The sequence below is a fragment of the Demequina salsinemoris genome (genome assembly GCF_000974805.1).
Classification (GTDB): domain Bacteria; phylum Actinomycetota; class Actinomycetes; order Actinomycetales; family Demequinaceae; genus Demequina; species Demequina salsinemoris.
Map to the genome: position 1 here is coordinate 175,931 of NZ_BBQZ01000005.1, position 17,337 is coordinate 193,267.

General features: G+C 69.9%; 14 protein-coding genes. 10 read left to right on the top strand and 4 right to left on the bottom strand.

Translation table 11 applies throughout. The annotated features are described in order from the left end of the window. The first annotated feature begins 217 nt into the window (after nt 1-217). The 5 genes from AOP78_RS10905 to AOP78_RS10925 all read left to right on the top strand — a co-directional run bounded on the left by AOP78_RS10905 (nt 218) and on the right by AOP78_RS10925 (nt 6,341). On the top strand, nt 218-1,945 hold the full coding sequence (locus AOP78_RS10905; protein WP_062204334.1) for a zinc ribbon domain-containing protein: 1,728 nt from the start codon (nt 218-220) through the stop codon (nt 1,943-1,945). A 170-nt stretch (nt 1,946-2,115) separates the two neighbouring features. Next, nucleotides 2,116-3,315 carry an SPFH domain-containing protein gene (locus AOP78_RS10910; protein WP_062204337.1) on the top strand — a complete coding sequence of 400 codons (1,200 nt, stop codon included), beginning with the start codon at nt 2,116-2,118 and terminating at the stop codon, nt 3,313-3,315. Between the two features lie 6 nt (nt 3,316-3,321). Beyond that, a complete protein-coding gene (locus AOP78_RS10915; protein ID WP_062204339.1) occupies nt 3,322-4,488 on the top strand; it encodes a hypothetical protein in 1,167 nt (388 codons plus the stop codon). Beyond that, nucleotides 4,485-4,961 (top strand): hypothetical protein, encoded by a 477-nt coding sequence (locus AOP78_RS10920; RefSeq protein ID WP_062204342.1) that lies wholly within the window; start codon nt 4,485-4,487, stop codon nt 4,959-4,961. The genes AOP78_RS10915 and AOP78_RS10920 overlap by 4 nt, the downstream gene beginning before the upstream one ends. A 30-nt stretch (nt 4,962-4,991) precedes the next feature. Next, nucleotides 4,992-6,341, top strand: coding sequence for an MFS transporter (locus AOP78_RS10925; protein ID WP_066730246.1), 1,350 nt, complete (start codon nt 4,992-4,994; stop codon nt 6,339-6,341). Nucleotides 6,342-6,416: 75 nt separating this feature from the next. Here AOP78_RS10925 and AOP78_RS10930 read toward each other — a convergent pair whose 3' ends face one another. Next, complete coding sequence (locus AOP78_RS10930) at nt 6,417-6,998, bottom strand: hypothetical protein (protein ID WP_062204344.1); 582 nt, start codon at nt 6,996-6,998, stop codon at nt 6,417-6,419. A gap of 182 nt (nt 6,999-7,180) precedes the next feature. Between AOP78_RS10930 and AOP78_RS10935 the strand changes: the two genes are divergently transcribed. Next, nucleotides 7,181-7,753, top strand: coding sequence for a dihydrofolate reductase family protein (locus tag AOP78_RS10935; RefSeq protein ID WP_062204347.1), 573 nt, complete (start codon nt 7,181-7,183; stop codon nt 7,751-7,753). Nucleotides 7,754-7,812: 59 nt separating this feature from the next. On the opposite strand, the gene AOP78_RS10940 is transcribed toward AOP78_RS10935, so the two are convergent. Together AOP78_RS10940 and AOP78_RS10945 are read right to left on the bottom strand one after the other, a co-directional pair. After that, nucleotides 7,813-8,286 (bottom strand): tRNA (cytidine(34)-2'-O)-methyltransferase, encoded by a 474-nt coding sequence (locus AOP78_RS10940; RefSeq protein ID WP_062204359.1) that lies wholly within the window; start codon nt 8,284-8,286, stop codon nt 7,813-7,815. A gap of 100 nt (nt 8,287-8,386) precedes the next feature. Continuing rightward, nucleotides 8,387-10,141: a chloride channel protein gene (locus AOP78_RS10945; RefSeq protein ID WP_201774782.1), complete on the bottom strand. Its 1,755-nt coding sequence runs from the start codon at nt 10,139-10,141 to the stop codon at nt 8,387-8,389. 67 nt (nt 10,142-10,208) lie between these two features. Here AOP78_RS10945 and AOP78_RS15250 point away from each other — a divergent pair, with 67 nt between their 5' ends. The 3 genes from AOP78_RS15250 to AOP78_RS10960 all read left to right on the top strand — a co-directional run bounded on the left by AOP78_RS15250 (nt 10,209) and on the right by AOP78_RS10960 (nt 14,417). Continuing rightward, on the top strand, nt 10,209-10,688 hold the full coding sequence (locus tag AOP78_RS15250; protein WP_062204365.1) for a MarR family winged helix-turn-helix transcriptional regulator: 480 nt from the start codon (nt 10,209-10,211) through the stop codon (nt 10,686-10,688). Nucleotides 10,689-10,758: 70 nt separating this feature from the next. Continuing rightward, entirely contained in the window at nt 10,759-12,606 is a 1,848-nt protein-coding gene (locus AOP78_RS10955; RefSeq protein WP_083980048.1) for an ABC transporter ATP-binding protein, read from the top strand. Between the two features lie 113 nt (nt 12,607-12,719). Then, the gene (locus AOP78_RS10960) at nt 12,720-14,417 is read left to right on the top strand and encodes an alpha-glucosidase (RefSeq protein WP_062204370.1); all 1,698 of its coding nucleotides are present in this window, start codon (nt 12,720-12,722) and stop codon (nt 14,415-14,417) included. A 347-nt stretch (nt 14,418-14,764) separates the two neighbouring features. Here the strand turns inward: AOP78_RS10960 and AOP78_RS10965 are convergent, their stop codons facing one another. Then, nucleotides 14,765-16,702 carry a M13 family metallopeptidase gene (locus AOP78_RS10965; protein ID WP_062204374.1) on the bottom strand — a complete coding sequence of 646 codons (1,938 nt, stop codon included), beginning with the start codon at nt 16,700-16,702 and terminating at the stop codon, nt 14,765-14,767. Nucleotides 16,703-16,848: 146 nt separating this feature from the next. Here AOP78_RS10965 and AOP78_RS10970 point away from each other — a divergent pair, with 146 nt between their 5' ends. Further along, nucleotides 16,849-17,298, top strand: a complete 450-nt coding sequence (locus AOP78_RS10970; RefSeq protein ID WP_062204377.1) for a ribose-5-phosphate isomerase — start codon at nt 16,849-16,851, stop codon at nt 17,296-17,298. The last annotated feature ends 39 nt before the right edge of the window (nt 17,299-17,337 follow it).

The following is a 17,337-nucleotide window of genomic DNA, read 5'->3' on the forward strand; positions in this document are numbered from 1 at the left end:
CGCGAATGAAGCGTTGCCGGGGCCCTGTTGCCACCCGTCGTCCTTCGCCCGGGCCGTTCGCGCTGACGGCGCCGACGCTGCGCCTCGCACACGCCCTATCGTCCCGGCGTCGTCCGCTCGCGATGCCACCGGGTGACGCGAAGCGCTTGTGCTTGGCCAGCGGACGCCGGTACCTTCACCGGGTGGGAGCAGGAGCCCGCGGCGAGAGGGGACGTCGGTGACGCAGCGGTATGGCGAGGTGTTCCTGCCCGAGGGTGAGGGGACGAGCGAGGGCACGTCGACCGCGGGCGCCTCGACAGTCGTCTCCGGGAGTGAGGCGGTGTTCGAGACCCCGCCGAAGCCGCCCGTCGACCCCGCCGCCGCGAGCGGCCGTCGCCTCGCGACCCCCGCGGGAGTCGGCAACGGTGTGGTGCGATGCCCGAGCTGCGGGTCGTCGCAGGGAGCCGCCGCGGACGACGGCACGTCCTTCGTGTGCGCCCACTGCCGGCACGAGTGGCGCGCTGCGGACCTGGATCGAGCGATGGGCCTATCCGAGCACATCTCGGGGCTTCAGGGGCCGACGCACGCGACTGCCGCGACGAACATCACGTCCGACGACCCCCTGATGGCGGTGGCGTGCGACGGGTGCGGCGCTGAGGTGGTGATCGACACGGAGCGTTCGCTGCGCGCGGCCTGCCCCTGGTGCCGCCACGAGCTGTCGCTCAGCGACGCAGTTCCCAGTGGAATGGTTCCCGACGGCATCCTGCCGTTCTCGGTGTCCAAGGCGCAGGCCTGGCAGAGCGTGCAGGCCGCCGCGCGTCGTCGCTGGTGGTTCGCCTCGAAGGGTTTCCGGCAGGGACTCGCAGTGGAGAACCTCAAGCGGGTCTACCTGCCGTACATGACAGTGGATGTGCGCGCGAACGTGCGGATGGACGGCTTCGGAGAGGTCGAGCTCGCCAGGTCGAGCGCTGGCGAGACCACGACGTACCAGGCCCGACGCTACGCCGTGATGCGTCAGGTGGAGGTCGAGGTCGACGATCTGATCGTCGAGACCGGCTCTGCCACGGCGAGCTCTGGCGCCGCGGCAGCGACCACGAACATCTTGGGCGCGATCCTGCCGTTCGACGTCAAGAACGCGGTGCGATTCGACGCGCGGGTGCTGGAGGAGGACGCCACGGTGCAGCGTCGTGAGCTCGACTCGTCCGACGCGGGTCCCGTCGCGGCGGGGCACGTCCTCGCGATCGCGAGGGAGGCGGCGCGCGAGTCGGTCTCCCAGTACGACCGCTATGTGCAGTGGGAGGCCGAGCAGGCCAGGATCGAAGGAACCCGATGGGTGTCGATGCTGCTGCCCGTATGGCTCTACAGCCATGTCGAGCACGAGCGCGGCGGGGACACGGCCCACTTCATCGCCGTGAACGGCCGGACCGGGGCAACTTCGAGCTCGATCCCGATGGACCGTCGACGCCTCGCACTGGTCTCCTTGGGGCCTACGATGCTCCTCCTGTCGCCGTTCTTCCTGATCGGGCTCGCCTCGCTGTTCCTCATGCGAGACCCGATCTTCTCCCTGATGTTCCTCCTCGTTCCGGTGCCGTTCGTCGTCGCGCCGGCCTGGATCATCCGATTCGTGATCAAGCGGAGGTACCGCAACGCCGAGGCACGGTACGAACCCGAGAAGGTCGTGGCGAGGGAGTCGGCGGTCGTCGCGGGAAGCGACCTCGAGGTCGGCGACGTGACGTCGACGTCGGCCGGGGTCCCGTGGCCGAACTCGATGTTCGCGCACCTGCGTGCGCGCCATTGCGTGTACTTCGCGGCCACTGTGGCCTCCGGCTCCCGGCTGGGCCCGCCGCCGATCTCCACTCATGAGCCCTACCAGGCGGACCTGCTTGAGCACGGCATCCGCGGTATCCCCGCTCAGCTCACGCCTCCGAGCGTCCCACGGCTGATCGACGAGCCGTCGCCGCAATGAGCGCGTGCGCAGAGTCGGTGCAGACCCCACCGTGCATGGGAACCCGGTTGCGGGCCGTCACGTTGCCTCGATAGGTTCTCAGTGCGGATCCTTCCGGTCCGTTTCGGGGGAGGGCTCGAGGCGCGGGCCCGACGTGCGACCAGAGGTCGCGCGGGACGAGAGGAGTCGTCATGGGGTTCATCCAGATCGCGCTCGGCGCAGGCTGGGACGCTCTGAAGTCGTCGTTCGGGGACCAGTTCCTCGACTTCCTGGTCCCGCCGGCCGGGATCGGCGACACCGTCGTCCTGTTCCCTGCCGTGACCCAGGGCACGAACGCGGGCCGCGGCCAGAACACGCGCGGCTCCGACAACATCATCACCAACGGTTCCGTGATCGTCGTGCCCGAGGGGTACGGGCTGCTCACCTTCCAGGACGGCGCCGTCACGTCGGTCGTCGCCGAGTCGGGCGCCTACCGGTGGGACAGCGAGGCCCAGGACTCGAAGTCCGTCTTCTCGGGCGGCGGCCTGCTCAACTCGACGTTCACGACGTCGTGGGAGCGCTTCAAGCTCGGCGGCCGCCCGATGGGTCAGCAGCTCGCGTTCTACGTGAACCTCAAGGAGATCCCGAACAACAAGTTCGGCACCCAGAGCCCGATCTACTGGGACGATCGCTACCTCAACACGCAGGCGGGCGCGATCACGCGGGGCACCTACGTGCTCGAGGTCTGCGACCCGATCCTGTTCGTGAAGACCCTGGTACCCGCCTCGTACATCTCCGCAGGGGCTCGCCCGTTCGACATCACCGAGGCGACCAACCCGGTCTCCGAGCAGCTCTTCAACGAGGTCATCGGCTCGCTCGCCGGCGCGTTCTCGCGCTACGTCAACGACCCCGACAAGGACCACCGCATCACGCGCATCCAGGGCGACTCGGTCGGCTTCGCGAAGTCGCTGTCCGAGGAGGTCGAGAAGAACTACCAGTGGACCACCGAGCGCGGCCTCGAGATCAGCTCGGCGACCCTCGTCGCGATCGAGTACGACGCGGACACGCAGACCCTGCTGTCCGATGTCCGCAAGGCCGATGCCCTCTCGGGCGGGCGCGCGGACACCTTCCTCAAGCAGTCGGTCGCCCGCGGCGTCCAGTCCGCCGGTGAGACGGGGGGCGGGACCGGGCTCGCGATGATGGGCATGGGGATGGGCGCGATCGGCGGCATGGTCCCCGCGACCCCCGGCGCGCCGGCGGGGATGGCCGCGGGAGCCGCGGCCCAGCAGCCCGCTGCCCCGGCGGCCCCGGACCCCTACGCCCAGCTCGCCTCGGCCAAGAAGATGCTCGACGACGGCCTCATCAGCCAGGACGACTACGATGCGCTCAAGAAGAAGGCGCTCGGGCTGTAGGCGCTCATGGCTGAGGAGATCGCGACCCCGTCGGGAAGCGCCGACGGAGTCGACAGGTGCCCCAAGTGCGGCGCGTCCGACGTCGTGCAGCTCGAGGACCAGCACCAGTTCATGTGCTCGTTCTGCCGTCACCGGTGGGGCTTCGAGCGGCTCGACGAGGCGATGGGCCTGTCCGAGGGCATCGCGGACCTCACAGGGGTGAGCTACTCGACCGCGGCCTCCGACATCGTCTCGGACGATGCGCTCGTCACGCTCAAGTGCGACGGCTGCGGATCGGAGGTCGTCGTCGACACCGACCGCACGCTCCAGGCGCGCTGCCACTGGTGCAAGCACGTCCTGTCGCTCAACAACAGGATCCCCAACGGCGCGGTGCCCGACGGGATCCTGCCGTTCTCGGTCACGCGCGAGCAGGCGATGGCGCACATCCAGAGGTTCGCCGAGGAGCGCAGGTCCTTCGCTCTCCCGGCCTTCGCTGACACCTTCACCCCCGCGAACGTCATGGGCGTGTACCTGCCGTACATGACGGTCGACGGCAACATCTCAGCGCGGCTCGACGGCATCGGGGAGATCACCAGGCGCACCACCCACAGCAAGGAGCACGGCACCACCTACTACGTGGACCGCTACGGGGTGACGCGCATGCTCGACATCGAGATCGATGACCTCATCGTCGAGTCGAACTTCGAGAAGGCGAACATCCGCTCGGCGACGAGCACGAACAACGTGATCAACGCGATCCTGCCGTTCGACGTCAAGAACATCGTCCGCTTCGACGCGCACTTCCTGGGTGAGGATTACACCTCGCAGCGGCGCGACATGGACATCGACGAGGCCGAGGGCGTCGCCGCGAACCACTTCATGACCGTGGCGCGCGGCGCCTCCGAGGCCTCGGTCGCCCAGTACCGCCGCGGCGTGCGCTGGGAGTCCGAGCAGCTCCGCATCGACGGGGTGCGCTGGACCTCCGTCCTGCTCCCGGTGTGGCTGTACGGCTTCGTCGAGAACCGCAAGGGCACCCCCGTGACGCACTACATCGCCGTCAACGGGCGCACCGGCGCGACGATGGGGTCGGTCCCCATCAACACCAGGAAGGCCGCGATGCTCGCATGGGGCATCGCGATCGGCGTCTCGGTGGTCACCTGGCCACTGGGCTTCGCGATGCTGGTGGCGTCATGATGCTCGGCGACGTCTCGGACGTGCTCGCCGCGAACGTCGTCCTTGCGTACGGCGGGGGAGGAGGCGACGGCGGTGGCCTCGGCTTCTTCGCGCTGCTCCTGTTCGCGGCGGGGCCCGCCGCGGGCTGGGGGACCTGGACGTGGATCCAGCGCCGCTACCGCAATCGGGAGGCCCGCTACCGGCCCGACCGGACCGTGGCCCACCACGTCTCGAGCCTCACAGGCGATGACCAGCCCCGCGGTCGGTTCAGGAGCCGTTCCGCCTACACCTCGGACCGCAACGACGGCGCCCCGGATCAGCGGGCGCGCCACGCGCAGTACTTCCACGGCGAGCTCCGCAAGCCGGAAGCGGAGGACGAGGTCGAGGACGGCGTGCGCGAGGGCGAGGCCGAGCCAGCGCCCCCGGTGACGGGAACCGCACCCCCGCCGCCCCCCGCATCGTCCCCTCCGACCCCTCCTCCGCCGACGCGCTAGCGTCGACGCCCCCGGGCCTACACTCGTCCGGTGACCGATTCCCCAGGTGAGGCGCAGGATTCCGGCCGACGACACCTCGTCGACCTGGCCCCGCTGAAGGCGAGCCCCGCGTTCGCGCGGCTGTTCATCGGCAACACGATCTCGCTCATCGGCGCGCAGATGTCGGTGCTCGCGGTCGGCCTGCAGATCTACGACATCACCGAGTCCACCTTCATGGTCGGCCTCGTGGGCGGCGTCTCGCTCGTCCCGATGATCATCGCGGGGCTGTGGGGAGGCATGCTCGCCGACGTCTTCGACCGCCGGCGCCTGCTCATCGTCGCCTCGCTCGTGAGCTGGGGGTCGACGCTCGCGCTCGTCGCCCTCGCGCTGTGGGACCTCGCCGAGATCCGTCACGGAGGGCGCGCCGAGGTGTGGCCCTTCCTGCTCGTCACGACCGTCAACTCGGTCGCGGCGACCATCGCGAGCGCGACCCGGTCAGCGCTGGTCGGGCGCATCATCCCCGAGCACCTGCTGTCGCGAGCGAGCGCCCTCAACGGCATCGCGATCGGCGTGGGCGTCACGATCGGCCCCGCGCTCGCGGGCGTGCTCGTCGCGAGCGTCGGCTTCGCCTGGACGTTCGCGGTGGACGCGGTCCTGTTCTCGGCCGGCTTCCTCGGCGTGTGGATGCTGCCCTCGCTGCCGCGCCTGGGCGAGAAGGCTGAGGCCGGCTGGGGGATGCTCCGCGAGGGCGCTCACTTCCTGCGCCACGCGCCGAACCTGCGCATGAGCTTCCTGGTCGACATCATCGCGATGACGTTCTTCCGCCCCTATGTCCTGCTGCCCGCGATCGGCGCGACCGTCGTGGGCGGAGGGTCGCTCTCGGTGGGCTTCCTCACGGCCGCGGGCGCGGTGGGCACGATGCTGGCGTCGGTCTTCTCGGGTCCGGTCGCCCGGATCCACCGTCACGGCCTCGCGGTGTCACGCGCGATCACCGTGTTCGGACTGTTCGGCGTGCTCTTCGGTCTCGCGACCCTGCTCCTGAGCCTCGGCGACCACGAGGCCGCCGAGGGGTGGGGCGGGGTCCACTGGGGCGCGCTCGCGGTGCTCGCGTTCGCGATGCTCGGGATGGGCGCGTCGGACGAGGTCAGCGCGATCTTCCGCTCGACCATGCTGATCCAGGCGGCGCCGGACGAGATGCGAGGCCGGCTTCAGGGCGTGTTCATCGTCGTCGTCACGGGCGGCCCGCGCCTGGGGGACATGTACGCAGGAATCCTTGCGACCGCGGTGGCGGTGTGGTTCCCGCCCCTGTTGGGAGGCTTCGCTATCGTCGCGCTGATCGCGGTGCTGACGAGGGTCGGATCGTCGTTCCGCACGTACGACGCGCGTAACCCGACGCCCTAGGCTTCAGCCGGCTCGGCGGCGGGTGCGGTCCGGGTGCGGTCCGGCTGCGGTCCGGCTGCGGCTCAGAGCCGCGACTCACAGCTCCGAGGCGACGACCGACGCGAGCGCGGTCGTGACGTCCGAGAGGTCGACCCAGTCGTCCACGTAGTGGAGGACAGTGACCGACAGGCCGCCGACCGCGAACTCCACGACCGTGCCGTTCTGGGCGACGAACGCATCGTCCGCGCCTTCGAGTTGGACGTCGGAGGCGTCGCCATAGTCCGTGTCGGCCTGCGCGCGCACGTCGGCGAAGTCGCCCGAGAGCGCCTTCACCTGCACCTGCACGGTCGAGTACGAGTCGCCGGACGCGTACCAGTCGCACACCGCGAGATCGCTGTCCGAGAGGATCGCGTTGAACTCGCCGGCCTCGAAGGCCTCCCCGACGATCGACTCGAGCGACGCCTCATCCAGGAGGTCGCACGCGTCGGGAAGGTCGGGCGAGATCGACTGCTGGTCGGCGACCGCCTGCTCGGAAGCAGCGTCCTCGACCACGTAGACCGTCTCATCCGTCGCCACCGCCGGGTCCGCCTCGGCCGCCTCGCACGCGGACAGCCCCGCCGCCATGAGGATGGCGCCGGTGATCAGTGCGGACTGTCGGACGGGCGTGCGGAAGCGCATGCGATTCCTGTTCGGGAGGGTGCCGCTGCGCCGCGGCGGGTGGACGGACAACGGTCGGCGCGCTCGCCGACGCCGTCATGGTAAGGCAAAAGGTCGGCAAAAGTGAACATGCTGTCGGCATGTCGACACCGGGAACCGCGGACGCAACGAGCCGTTCACACAGGTGGGCTACCGTGAGTGCCATGACGACCTCGCCTGGCCGTGTCCGCGCCTATCTCGCCACCTCGGCGGATGGGTTCATCGCGGGGCCCGACGACGAGATCGGTTGGCTTCAGGAGCCCCGCAACTCGGGGGTGCCGATGGCTGTCGAGCCGTGGTCGGAGAGGGTGCCCGACGGGACCACGTACGACGAGTTCGCGGCCACAGTCGGCTGCATGCTCATGGGGCGCAGGACGTTCGACGTCGCGTGCGGGTTCGGGACCTGGCCCTACGGCGACCTGCCCGTGCTCGTCGCCACCAATCGCCCGCTGCCGGAGTCGAGCACGGTGACCGCGGTGACGGGCGACATCGAGGAGCTCATCGAGGCAGCGCACGAGCTCGCGGGCGGCGCGGACGTCTACGTCGACGGGGGATCGCTCATCAGGCAGGCGCTCGTCGCGGACCTGATCGACGAGCTCATCATCACGATGATCCCCACCGTGCTCGGCGACGGGGTGCGGCTGTTCGAGGCGCCGATGCGGCGGATCGATCTCGCCGTCGCCGACGTGCGTCGCTACGGCGACGGCTACGTGCAGATCCACTACCGCTTCGAGTAGCAGGCGCTCCCGGCCGCCGGCTCGTGAGGCCGGGCGGCCACCGCATCGTCCTCGCTGGATCAGACGTGGCCGTCGAAGTCCGCTTGCCGCGCGGCCTCGTACGCCGCGATAGCGGCGGAGTTCGAGAGGTTGAGCGAGCGGCGTCCGGGCAGCATCGGGATGCGCACCCACTGAGTGACCCGAGGGTGGTTCAGGACCTCGTCCGGCAGCCCCGTCGGCTCGGGGCCGAACAGGAGCAGGTCCGTCGGCCGGTACTCGACGTCGGTGTAGCGCGTCGTGCCCTTGCCGGTGAAGGCGTAGACGCGCGCGTCGGGCATCTCGTCGAGCAGCGCGTCGAGGGTCGGGTGGATCGTGACGGTCGCGAGGTCGTGGTAGTCCAGCCCCGCGCGCTTGAGGCGCGGCTCGTCCATCTCGAAGCCGAGCGGCTCGATCAGGCGCAGCGGGCACCCGGTCACCGCCGACAGGCGGATCGCATTGCCCGTGTTGTTCGGGATGCGCGGCTCGAAGAACACGATCGACGGCAGCACGGTCATGCGCGACAGTCTCCCACGAGCGCAGGGGGCCGGGACGATGCGGGCAGGGACGATGCGGGGGCAGGGACGATGCGGCGGTCGGGTTCGGCTCGGGGTGCCCCTACGCCTTGGCTGCCATCCTCTTCAGCACGGCCTCCTGGCGCAGCCAGCCCACGAGCTCGCCGTCGTCGTCGAGCACGGGCAGGCCGTCGTTCTCCTCGCCGTCGAGGATCCCGTCGAGGACCTCCTCGACGGGAGTGTCGGGGCTCACGAAGTCGCGCCACTCGATCAGCTGCGAGACGGTGACCGTCTCGGCGTCATCGTCGCCGGACATGGCGGACGCGGCGGCGGTGAGGGTGACGACGCCCACGTACTCGCCGTGGTCGGTCACGACGGGGAGGGACTTGCGGGGGATCGCGAGCATCCTGTCCATCGCCTCGGATGCGGTCAGGCGCGGCGACACGGTGCGCGGCGCGGTCCGCATGAGCGACTGGACGGTGACGCCGGCGAGCGTCGTGGCGCCAGGGCGGCGGGTGAGGTCCACGCCGCGGCGACGCAGCTTCGCGGTGTAGATCGAGTCCTTGCTGAGGTGGGAGGTGATCATCGTGGAGACGACCACCGCGAGCAGCAGCGGCAGGATGATCGTGTACTCGCCCGTGAGCTCGAACAGGATGATCACGGCCGTGATGGGCGCGCGCGACGCTCCGCCGAACACCGCGGCCATGCCCACCAGGGCGTACGCGCCCGGGGTGATCCCAGCGTCGGGCACGAGCCACGCGACCGTCTGGCCGAACGCCGCTCCGAGCATCGCCCCGAGGAACAGTGACGGGGCGAACACGCCGCCGGAGCCGCCGATCGCGATCGTGAGCGACGTCGCGACGACCTTGGCGACCAGGAGGACGATGAGGAAGCCGATGACGTACTCGCCCGTCACCGCGTTCTCGAGCACCGGGTAGCCGACGCCGTACATCTGCGGGATGAACAGCAGCAGCAGCCCGAGGAGCAGGCCGCCGACACCCGGCCGGAGCCACTCGGGTCCCTTCCAGATCTTGTCCGCCATGTCCTCGAACCAGTACAGCGCCTTGGTGAAGCCCATCGCGACGAACGCGGCGAGCACGCCGAGGACCACGTAGAGGGCGTACTCGCCGACGTTCGACACGTGGAACTCGGGGAGCACCAGGAACGCCTCGTCGCCGAGGACCGCCCTGGCGATGACGGAGGCGGTGACGGAGGAGAGGACGACGGCGGCGAAGGTGCGCGCCGCGAAGTTCACGAGCAGCAGCTCCATCGCGAAGAAGACGCCCGCGATCGGGGCGTTGAACGTGGCCGCGATGCCGCCAGCGGCGCCGCATGCGACGAGCAGCCGCACCTGCGACTCGTTGAGGCGCACGGCGCGGGCGAGGCTCGAGCCGAGCGCCGAGCCGATCTGCACGATCGGCCCCTCACGCCCGACCGAGCCTCCCGAGCCGATCGTGATCGCGGAGGCGAGCGCCTTCACGAGGGCGACCTTGACGGGGATCCTGCCTCCGCGCTTGGAGATCGCGTACATGACCTCGGGGACGCCGTGGCCGCGGGCCTCGCGCGCCCACCGGTGGATGATCGGGCCGTAGATCAGCCCGCCGACCGCGGGGGCCAGGACCACGAAGAAACCCCCGAGCCAGGGGACCCAGGGGTTGGCGGCGTGGTCGGTGACCGCGGAGTAGTCGGAGTGGCCGGAGAAGATCAGCGTGAAGGTCTGGATCAGCCAGCGGAAGGCGATCGCGCCGAATCCGGCGGCGGCGCCGACGACGAGCGCGAGCGCGATGAGGGCGGAGTTCTCGGAGCGGCGCAGCCAGGCCAGTGCGCGCTGGGGCAGGGGTGCGGGGGCGGGTGGCACGGGTGCTTCCTCACGTGTACGAGTGCAACAGTTGCACACTAGCATGCATAAGCATTAGCGTCGGCGCATGGATATCGACCGCGACGGGTCGTCGCTCGACCCCACCTCGGAGGCCACCGTCCTCGCCTCGCGGTCCCTCCTCGGCTTCGTCGTCCGCTCCCTCGCGCCCGTGCTCGAGGAGCTCACGCTCGTGCAGTTCCGGGCGCTCGTGGTCGTGGACGCGGCCGCTCCCGTGCGGATGGCCGACCTCGCTGAGCGCGTCGGGGTGCACCCGTCCACGCTCAGCCGCACGGTGGATCGCCTCGAGGCCGGCGGCTGGGTCCGTCGTGTGCCCGTCGAGGGCAACCGGCGGGAGGTCCACGTCGAGCCGACCGCGCGGGGAACCGAGCTCGTCGCCGACGTCACGCATCATCGGCGCGCGGAGATCGCTGCAGCGCTGACGCGCCTGTCGCCGCCGGACCGCGAGGCGGTGCGGCGAGGGATGGAGCTCTTCGCGGCGGCGGCGGGGGAGGCGGACCCGGAGGAGCTGCTCGAGCTCGGTCTCTGAGTGTCACCCCTGGGCCTTACGCTGGCGGTCTAGAACCGAGCGAGGTGGGATGGGTCCAGGCGGGCGCGGCATGGTCCGCAACGAGGACGAGGCGAGACGGCTGATCGCCGAGGCGCCTCAGATCCGTGATCTCTGGCGCCGGATAGGCGCCCTGTTCGCGCCCTACCGCGCCCATCTCGCGCTGACCGCTGTCCTCGTGGTCGCCGCGTCGGGCCTCGCGGTGATCCCCCCGCTCGTGGTGCAGCGGATCTTCGACGAGGCGCTGTTCCCCACGAGTGCCGACGGGGTGGTGGGGGCTCCGGACGTCCGCCTCCTCGCGGAGCTCGTCGCGGTGACGATCGCGATCTTCATCGGCGCCGCCGCGCTCGGCGTGTGGCAGACGTGGGTGACGTCGACGGTCGGCAACCGTGTCACGGGCGACCTTCGCGTGCGGCTGTTCTCTCGGCTGCAGTCCATGGAGCTCGGCTTCTTCACGCGCACCCGCACGGGAGTGATCCAATCGCGCCTCCAGAACGACGTCGGCGCCGTCTCCGGGGTGCTCACGACCTTCGTCCAATCGATCGTCGGCAACGTCGTCACGGTGGCCGCGAGCCTTGTCGCGATGCTCCTGCTCGACTGGCGGCTCACGCTCCTGGCCGTGGTGCTCATGCCAGCGCTCGTGATCGTCCAGCGTCGCGTGGGGCTGGTACGCCAGCGCATCGCGGCCCGGACTCAGGAGAGCCTGTCGGAGATGACCGCGATCACGCAGGAGACGCTCTCGGTGAGCGGCATCCTGCTGTCCAAGACGTACAACAGGCAGCGGTTCGAGACCGCCCGCTACGGTCGCGAGAACGACACGCAGATCCGCCTCCAGGTGCAGCAGGCGATGTCGGGGCAGTGGTTCTTCGGGCTCGTCAACATCGTGATGTCCTCCGTCCCTGCGATCGTGTACCTCGCGGCGGGCCTGCTGCTGTCCTCTGGATCGGCCGACGCGGCCGGAGGCACGCTCACGGCGGGCACGATCGTGGCCTTCACGACGCTCCAGGCGCGGCTGCTGTTCCCGCTCATGGCGCTCATGCGGGTCGCCTTGGACGTCCAGACGTCCAAGGCGGTGTTCGCGCGCATCTTCGAGTACCTGGATCTCGAGCCCGCCATCACCGACGCGCCCGACGCTGTCGACGTCACCGAGGCGCCGGGACCGATGGGTCGGATCGAGTTCCGTGACGTCGCGTTCCGCTACCCCGGTTCCAGGGACGATGCGGCACCCACCCTGGCAGAGGTCTCGTTCGTGGTGGAGCCGGGCACCACGCACGCCTTCGTCGGACCGTCGGGCGCGGGCAAGACCACCATGGTCTACCTGGCGGCGCGGCTGTACGAGGCATCGGCGGGCTCCGTGCTCTTCGCCGGCGCCGAGGTCGCGGGCCTGACCCAGGAGTCCGTCGTCTCCCGGATCGGCGTGGTCACGCAGGAGACGTACCTGTTCCACGACACGATCGCCGCGAACCTCCGCTACGCGAGGCCCGAGGCGACCGACGCGGAGCTCGAGGCGGCGTGCCGCGCGGCCAACATCCATGACGCGATCGTCGGCTTCGCGGACGGCTACGACACGGTCGTCGGCGAGCGCGGCTACCGGCTCTCGGGCGGCGAGAAGCAGCGCATCGCCATCGCGCGCGTGCTGCTCAAGGACCCGCCCGTGCTGCTGCTCGACGAGGCCACGTCCGCGCTCGACACCGTCAGCGAGCGCATCGTCCAGCAGGCGCTCGACACGGCCGCGCGCGGCCGCACGACGCTCGTGGTCGCGCATCGTCTGTCCACCGTCGCCGACGCCGATGTGATCCACGTGGTCGACGGCGGCCGCATCGTCGAGACCGGGACGCACGCCGAGCTGATCGCGCGCGATGGCCTCTACGCCGCGCTCGCGACCGCGCAACGACACTGAACCGCGCAGCGGCATTGAGTGAGACCGCGCAGCGGCACTGAACCGCGCAGCGGCATCGACGACGCGCGCGCGGGCCTAGGGTGGGGACGACGGCGTCGTCGAAGGAGGCAGCGGTGAGCGGCGACTGGTGGAAGTCCGCGGTGGTCTATCAGATCTATCCGCGCAGCTTCCAGGATTCGAACGGTGACGGCATCGGCGACCTGAACGGCATCAGGCGGCGGCTCGGGTACCTCCAGGACCTCGGGGTGGACGTGCTGTGGCTGTCGCCGATCTACGCGTCCCCGCATGCGGACAACGGCTACGACATCTCCGACTACCAGGCGATCGATCCCGCGTTCGGGACGATGGGCGACTTCGACGCGCTGCTCGCCGAGGTGCATGAGCGCGGCATGAGGCTCGTCATGGATCTCGTGGTCAACCACACGTCCGACGAGCATCCCTGGTTCCTCGAGTCCAGGGCGTCCAGGCACAGCGCCAAGCGCGACTGGTACTGGTGGCGCCCGCCGCGAGAGGGGTTTGAATTCGGAATGCCAGGAGCGGAGCCGACGAATTGGCGCGGCTTCTTCTCGGGCTCCACCTGGGAGCCCGACGACGAGTCGGGGGAGTACTTCCTGCACCTGTTCCACCCCAAGCAGCCCGACCTCAACTGGGAGAACCCGGAGGTGCGTCAGGCCGTCTACGCGATGATGCGCTGGTGGCTCGACAAGGGGGTCGACGGCTTCCGGATGGACGTCATCAACCTCATCTCCAAGGTGCTGCCGCTTCAGGACGGGGAACCGGGCCCGGGCGGGCTCGGCAACGGCTTCCCGCTCGTCGCGTGCGGCCCGCGCATGCACGAGTTCCTCCAGGAGATGCACCGCGAGGTCTTCGCCGGCCGTGACGCCGAGCTGCTGACCGTCGGGGAGATGCCCGGCGTCATGACGGACGATGCGATCCTCACCACGGATCCCGAGCGCCGCGAGCTCGACATGGTGTTCCAGTTCGACCACGTCGACGTCGACCACGGGCCCGGAGGGAAGTTCGACCCGCAGCCGCTCGACCTGGTGCGGCTCAAGGCGACCCTCGGCCGCTGGCAGTCCGAGCTGGGCGAGCGCGGCTGGAACAGCCTGTACTGGGACAACCACGATCAGCCGCGCGTCGTCTCTCGCTTCGGCGACGACGGCGAGCACCGGGCGCGCTCGGCCAAGGCGCTCGCGGCCGTCCTGCACCTCATGCGCGGCACGCCGTACATCTACCAGGGGGAGGAGCTCGGAATGACGAATGCCGGGCTCGGGTCGATCGACGACTACCGCGACGTCGAATCCCTGAACGCGTACGACGAGCTGCTCGCGCAGGGCTGGGAGGCCGGCCGGATCATGGCGGGGCTCAGGGCCGCGAGCCGCGACAACGCGCGCACGCCGGTGCAGTGGGACGCGACGGCTCACGCCGGCTTCACGGACGGCGAGCCGTGGCTCAAGGTGACGGCGAACCACACGTGGCTCAACGCCGGCGCGCAGGTCGACGACCCGGACTCCGTGCTGGCGTTCTACCGGGCGCTCATCGCGATGCGGCACGCGGACCCGGTCGTCGCGCACGGCGCGTTCGAGATGCTGCTGCCGGAGGACCCGCAGGTCTTCGCCTATCGCCGTCGCCTGGACGATGCGGTGCTCACGGTCGTCGCGAATCTCTCGGGCGATCCGGTGACCGCCGAGATCGACGTGGCTGGGGCATCGTGCGTGCTCCACAACCTCGGCGCGGGGGCCGAACCGGAGCCGGTCGGTGACCGCGGCATCGTCCTGGGGCCGTGGGAGGCTCGCGTCCACCGGGCGTGAGGCGCGGGCCGTGCGGCCTCACACCTGCCCCGGATGTCGGTGCGCGGGACGGCGAGGGCCCTGACGCAGAACGGCGGGACCGGGCCGAAGCCCGATCCCGCCGTCCGCTTGAAGTTCTAGGGTCGCGTCACTCGCCGCAGCTGCAACCGCCGCATCCGCAGCCGCCCGAGGTGTCCTCGGCAGCAGCCTTGTCGGAGGTGACCTCGATCAGGTCGATGCTCTGCTTCTCTGCCATAGGGCGCTCCTCTCGTCGGGGGTGCGGACTCGTCGTGGAGCCCGTCCCGCCACGATACGCCTCGGCGTCCGATCGCGGAATCCGCTGTGGCGAAGTGTGCGCGGCCGGCGCGTCACCAGATGCTGACGCGCTCCTCGGGGTCGAGCCACATGTCGTCGTCGGCGCCGACCTCGAAGGCCTCGTACCACGCGTCCATGTTGCGCACGATGCCGTTGACGCGGAACTCGCTGGGGGAGTGCGGGTCCGTGTTGAGGCGGGTGATCAGCGCCTCGTCGCGCACCTTCATGCGCTCGGTCAGCGCGTAGCCGACGAAGAAGCGCTGCAGGGCCGTCAGCCCGTTGAGCTCGGCGGCCTCCTCGACGGGGTGGCCCAGGGCGATCTCGTACGCCTTGAGGGCGATCTCGACTCCCGCGAGGTCTCCGATGTTCTCCCCGATGGTGAGCGCGCCGTTGACGTGGTGCTCCTCCGAGAGCTGGGCGGGGGAGTACGAGTCGTATTGCGAGATGAGCATCCCAGTGCGCTGCGAGAAGGCCTCGCGGTCGGCCTCGGTCCACCAGTCGTCGAGCTTGCCCGTGCCGTCGTACTTGGAGCCCTGGTCGTCGAAGCCGTGCCCGATCTCGTGGCCGATCACGGAGCCGATGCCGCCGTAGTTGACGGCGTCGTCCGCGCTCGGGTGGAAGAACGGGGGCTGCAGGATCGCCGCGGGGAATACGATCTCGTTCGCGACCGGCAGGTAGTAGGCGTTGACGGTCTGCGGCGTCATGAGCCACTCGGTGCGGTCGACCGGCTTGCCGATCTTGGACCACTCCCAGTCCTCCTCGAAGGCCGAGGCCGCGCGGATGTTGCCGACGAGGTCGTCCGCCGCCAGCTCGAGTCCCGTGTAGTCGCGCCACTTGTCGGGGTAGCCGATCTTCGGGGTGAACTGGTCGAGCTTCTCGAGGGCGCGCTTCTTCGTGTCCTCCGTCATCCACGTCAGGGAGGTGATGGACGCGCGGTACGCCTCGATGAGGTTCGCGACGAGGGCGTCCATGTGCCGCTTGTGGTCCGCGGGGAAGTGCGCCTTGACGTACTCCTGGCCGACCAGCTCGCCGATGACCGACTCGACCAGCCCGACGCCGCGCTTCCAGCGCTCGCGCTGCTGAGGCGCGCCGGACAGGACGGTGCCGTAGAAGTCGAAGTTGGCCTTCGACAGCTCCTCGGTGAGGTACGGCGCGCGCGAGTTGACGACCTTCCACCGCAGGTAGGTCTTCCAGGCCTCGAGGTCGGTTGCGGCCCAGGCCGCGGCGACGCCGGTGAAGAACTCGGGCTCGCTCACGACGAGCAGCTCATGCGCCGCCTCGGGCAGCTGGATGGCATCGGCCCATCCGGCCCAGTCCAGTCCAGGCGCCTCCGAGATCAGCGAGTCGAGCGTCATCGGGTTGTACGTGAGCTCGGCCTCGCGCGTCTTCACCACGTCCCAGTGGTGCGAGGCGATGGCCGTCTCGAGGTTCATGATCTCGGAACCCGTGAAAGCCACACCCGTCAGCGACGACATGCGGTCCACGTGAGCCACGTACTTCTCGCGCGTCTCAGCGTGCGCGTCCTCGCGGTAGTAGGCCTCGTCGGGAAGGCCGAGACCGCTCTGGGACATGTACACGACGTTGCGGTCCGGATCGGCCTTGTCCGCGAAGACGTAGTACCCGACGAGCCCGCTGATGCCGCCGCGCTCGAGCGTGCCCATCGCCCTCGCGAGCTCGCCGTGGTCGGCCGCCTCATCGATGAGCGCCAGATCCTGCTCGAGCGGGGTCATGCCGAGCGCGGAGGCCCTGTCGAGGTCCATGAAGCTCGCGTAGAGCGCGCCGATCTGCGAGTCCGCGGGGGCGTCCTCGATGATGACGCGCACCTGCTTCTCGGCCTCGTCGCGCAGCGTGTAGAACGACCCGTCGGCGGAACGGTCGTCGGGGATGACATGCTCGGTCTCCCAGATCCCGTTCACGTGGCGGAAGAAGTCGTCCTGCGGGCGGACCTCGCTGGAGAACTCGTCGGTGTCGATACCTGAGCGCTTCGTCATGCCCAACACCCTAGGGGGAGGGTCTGACGCGTGAGGGGTGGTTTCGCTGTCGGCGTGGCACGACGAAGAGCCGGGCAGGAACGATGCGGCACGCGCCCCGGCGACAGCCGTGCACCGCACCGCGCCTCAGATGGCATGATGGCGCCATGCGCCTCCACATCGCCGCGGACCACGCAGGGTTCGAGCTCAAGCAGCACCTGATCGCCCACTTCTCCGACGCAGGGGTCGAGGTCGTCGACCACGGTGCGTTCGAGTACGACGCGCTCGACGACTACCCGCCGTTCTGCATCGACGCGGCGACCGCCGTGGCGGCCGCCCCTGGCGACCTCGGCATCGTCATCGGCGGCTCGGGCAACGGCGAGCAGCTCGCGGCCAACCGGGTCAAGGGCATCCGTGCGGCACTCATCTGGTCCGAGGAGACCGCGAGGCTCGCGCGCCAGCACAACGACGCGCAGATCGGCTCGATCGGCGCGCGCATGCACTCGCTCGAGGAGGCGACCGCGATCGCCGACGCGTTCGTGGCGGAGCCCTTCAGCGGAGACGCGCGTCACCAGCGTCGGATCGACCTGATGCTCGACTACGAGGCCGCGCACTAGCCGCGAGGCCTCGGCGCCCGGCGAAGGGCGCGACGCGGC

Coding starts and splice junctions, on each gene's coding strand:
- AOP78_RS10915 (WP_062204339.1), top strand. CDS start 3,322: ATGGCTGAGGAGATCGCGACCCCGTCGGGAAGCGCCGACGGAGTCGAC.
- AOP78_RS10965 (WP_062204374.1), bottom strand. CDS start 16,702: ATGACGAAGCGCTCAGGTATCGACACCGACGAGTTCTCCAGCGAGGTC.
- AOP78_RS10930 (WP_062204344.1), bottom strand. CDS start 6,998: ATGCGCTTCCGCACGCCCGTCCGACAGTCCGCACTGATCACCGGCGCC.
- AOP78_RS10940 (WP_062204359.1), bottom strand. CDS start 8,286: ATGACCGTGCTGCCGTCGATCGTGTTCTTCGAGCCGCGCATCCCGAAC.
- AOP78_RS10970 (WP_062204377.1), top strand. CDS start 16,849: ATGCGCCTCCACATCGCCGCGGACCACGCAGGGTTCGAGCTCAAGCAG.
- AOP78_RS10955 (WP_083980048.1), top strand. CDS start 10,759: ATGGTCCGCAACGAGGACGAGGCGAGACGGCTGATCGCCGAGGCGCCT.
- AOP78_RS10920 (WP_062204342.1), top strand. CDS start 4,485: ATGATGCTCGGCGACGTCTCGGACGTGCTCGCCGCGAACGTCGTCCTT.
- AOP78_RS10910 (WP_062204337.1), top strand. CDS start 2,116: ATGGGGTTCATCCAGATCGCGCTCGGCGCAGGCTGGGACGCTCTGAAG.
- AOP78_RS15250 (WP_062204365.1), top strand. CDS start 10,209: ATGGATATCGACCGCGACGGGTCGTCGCTCGACCCCACCTCGGAGGCC.
- AOP78_RS10935 (WP_062204347.1), top strand. CDS start 7,181: ATGACGACCTCGCCTGGCCGTGTCCGCGCCTATCTCGCCACCTCGGCG.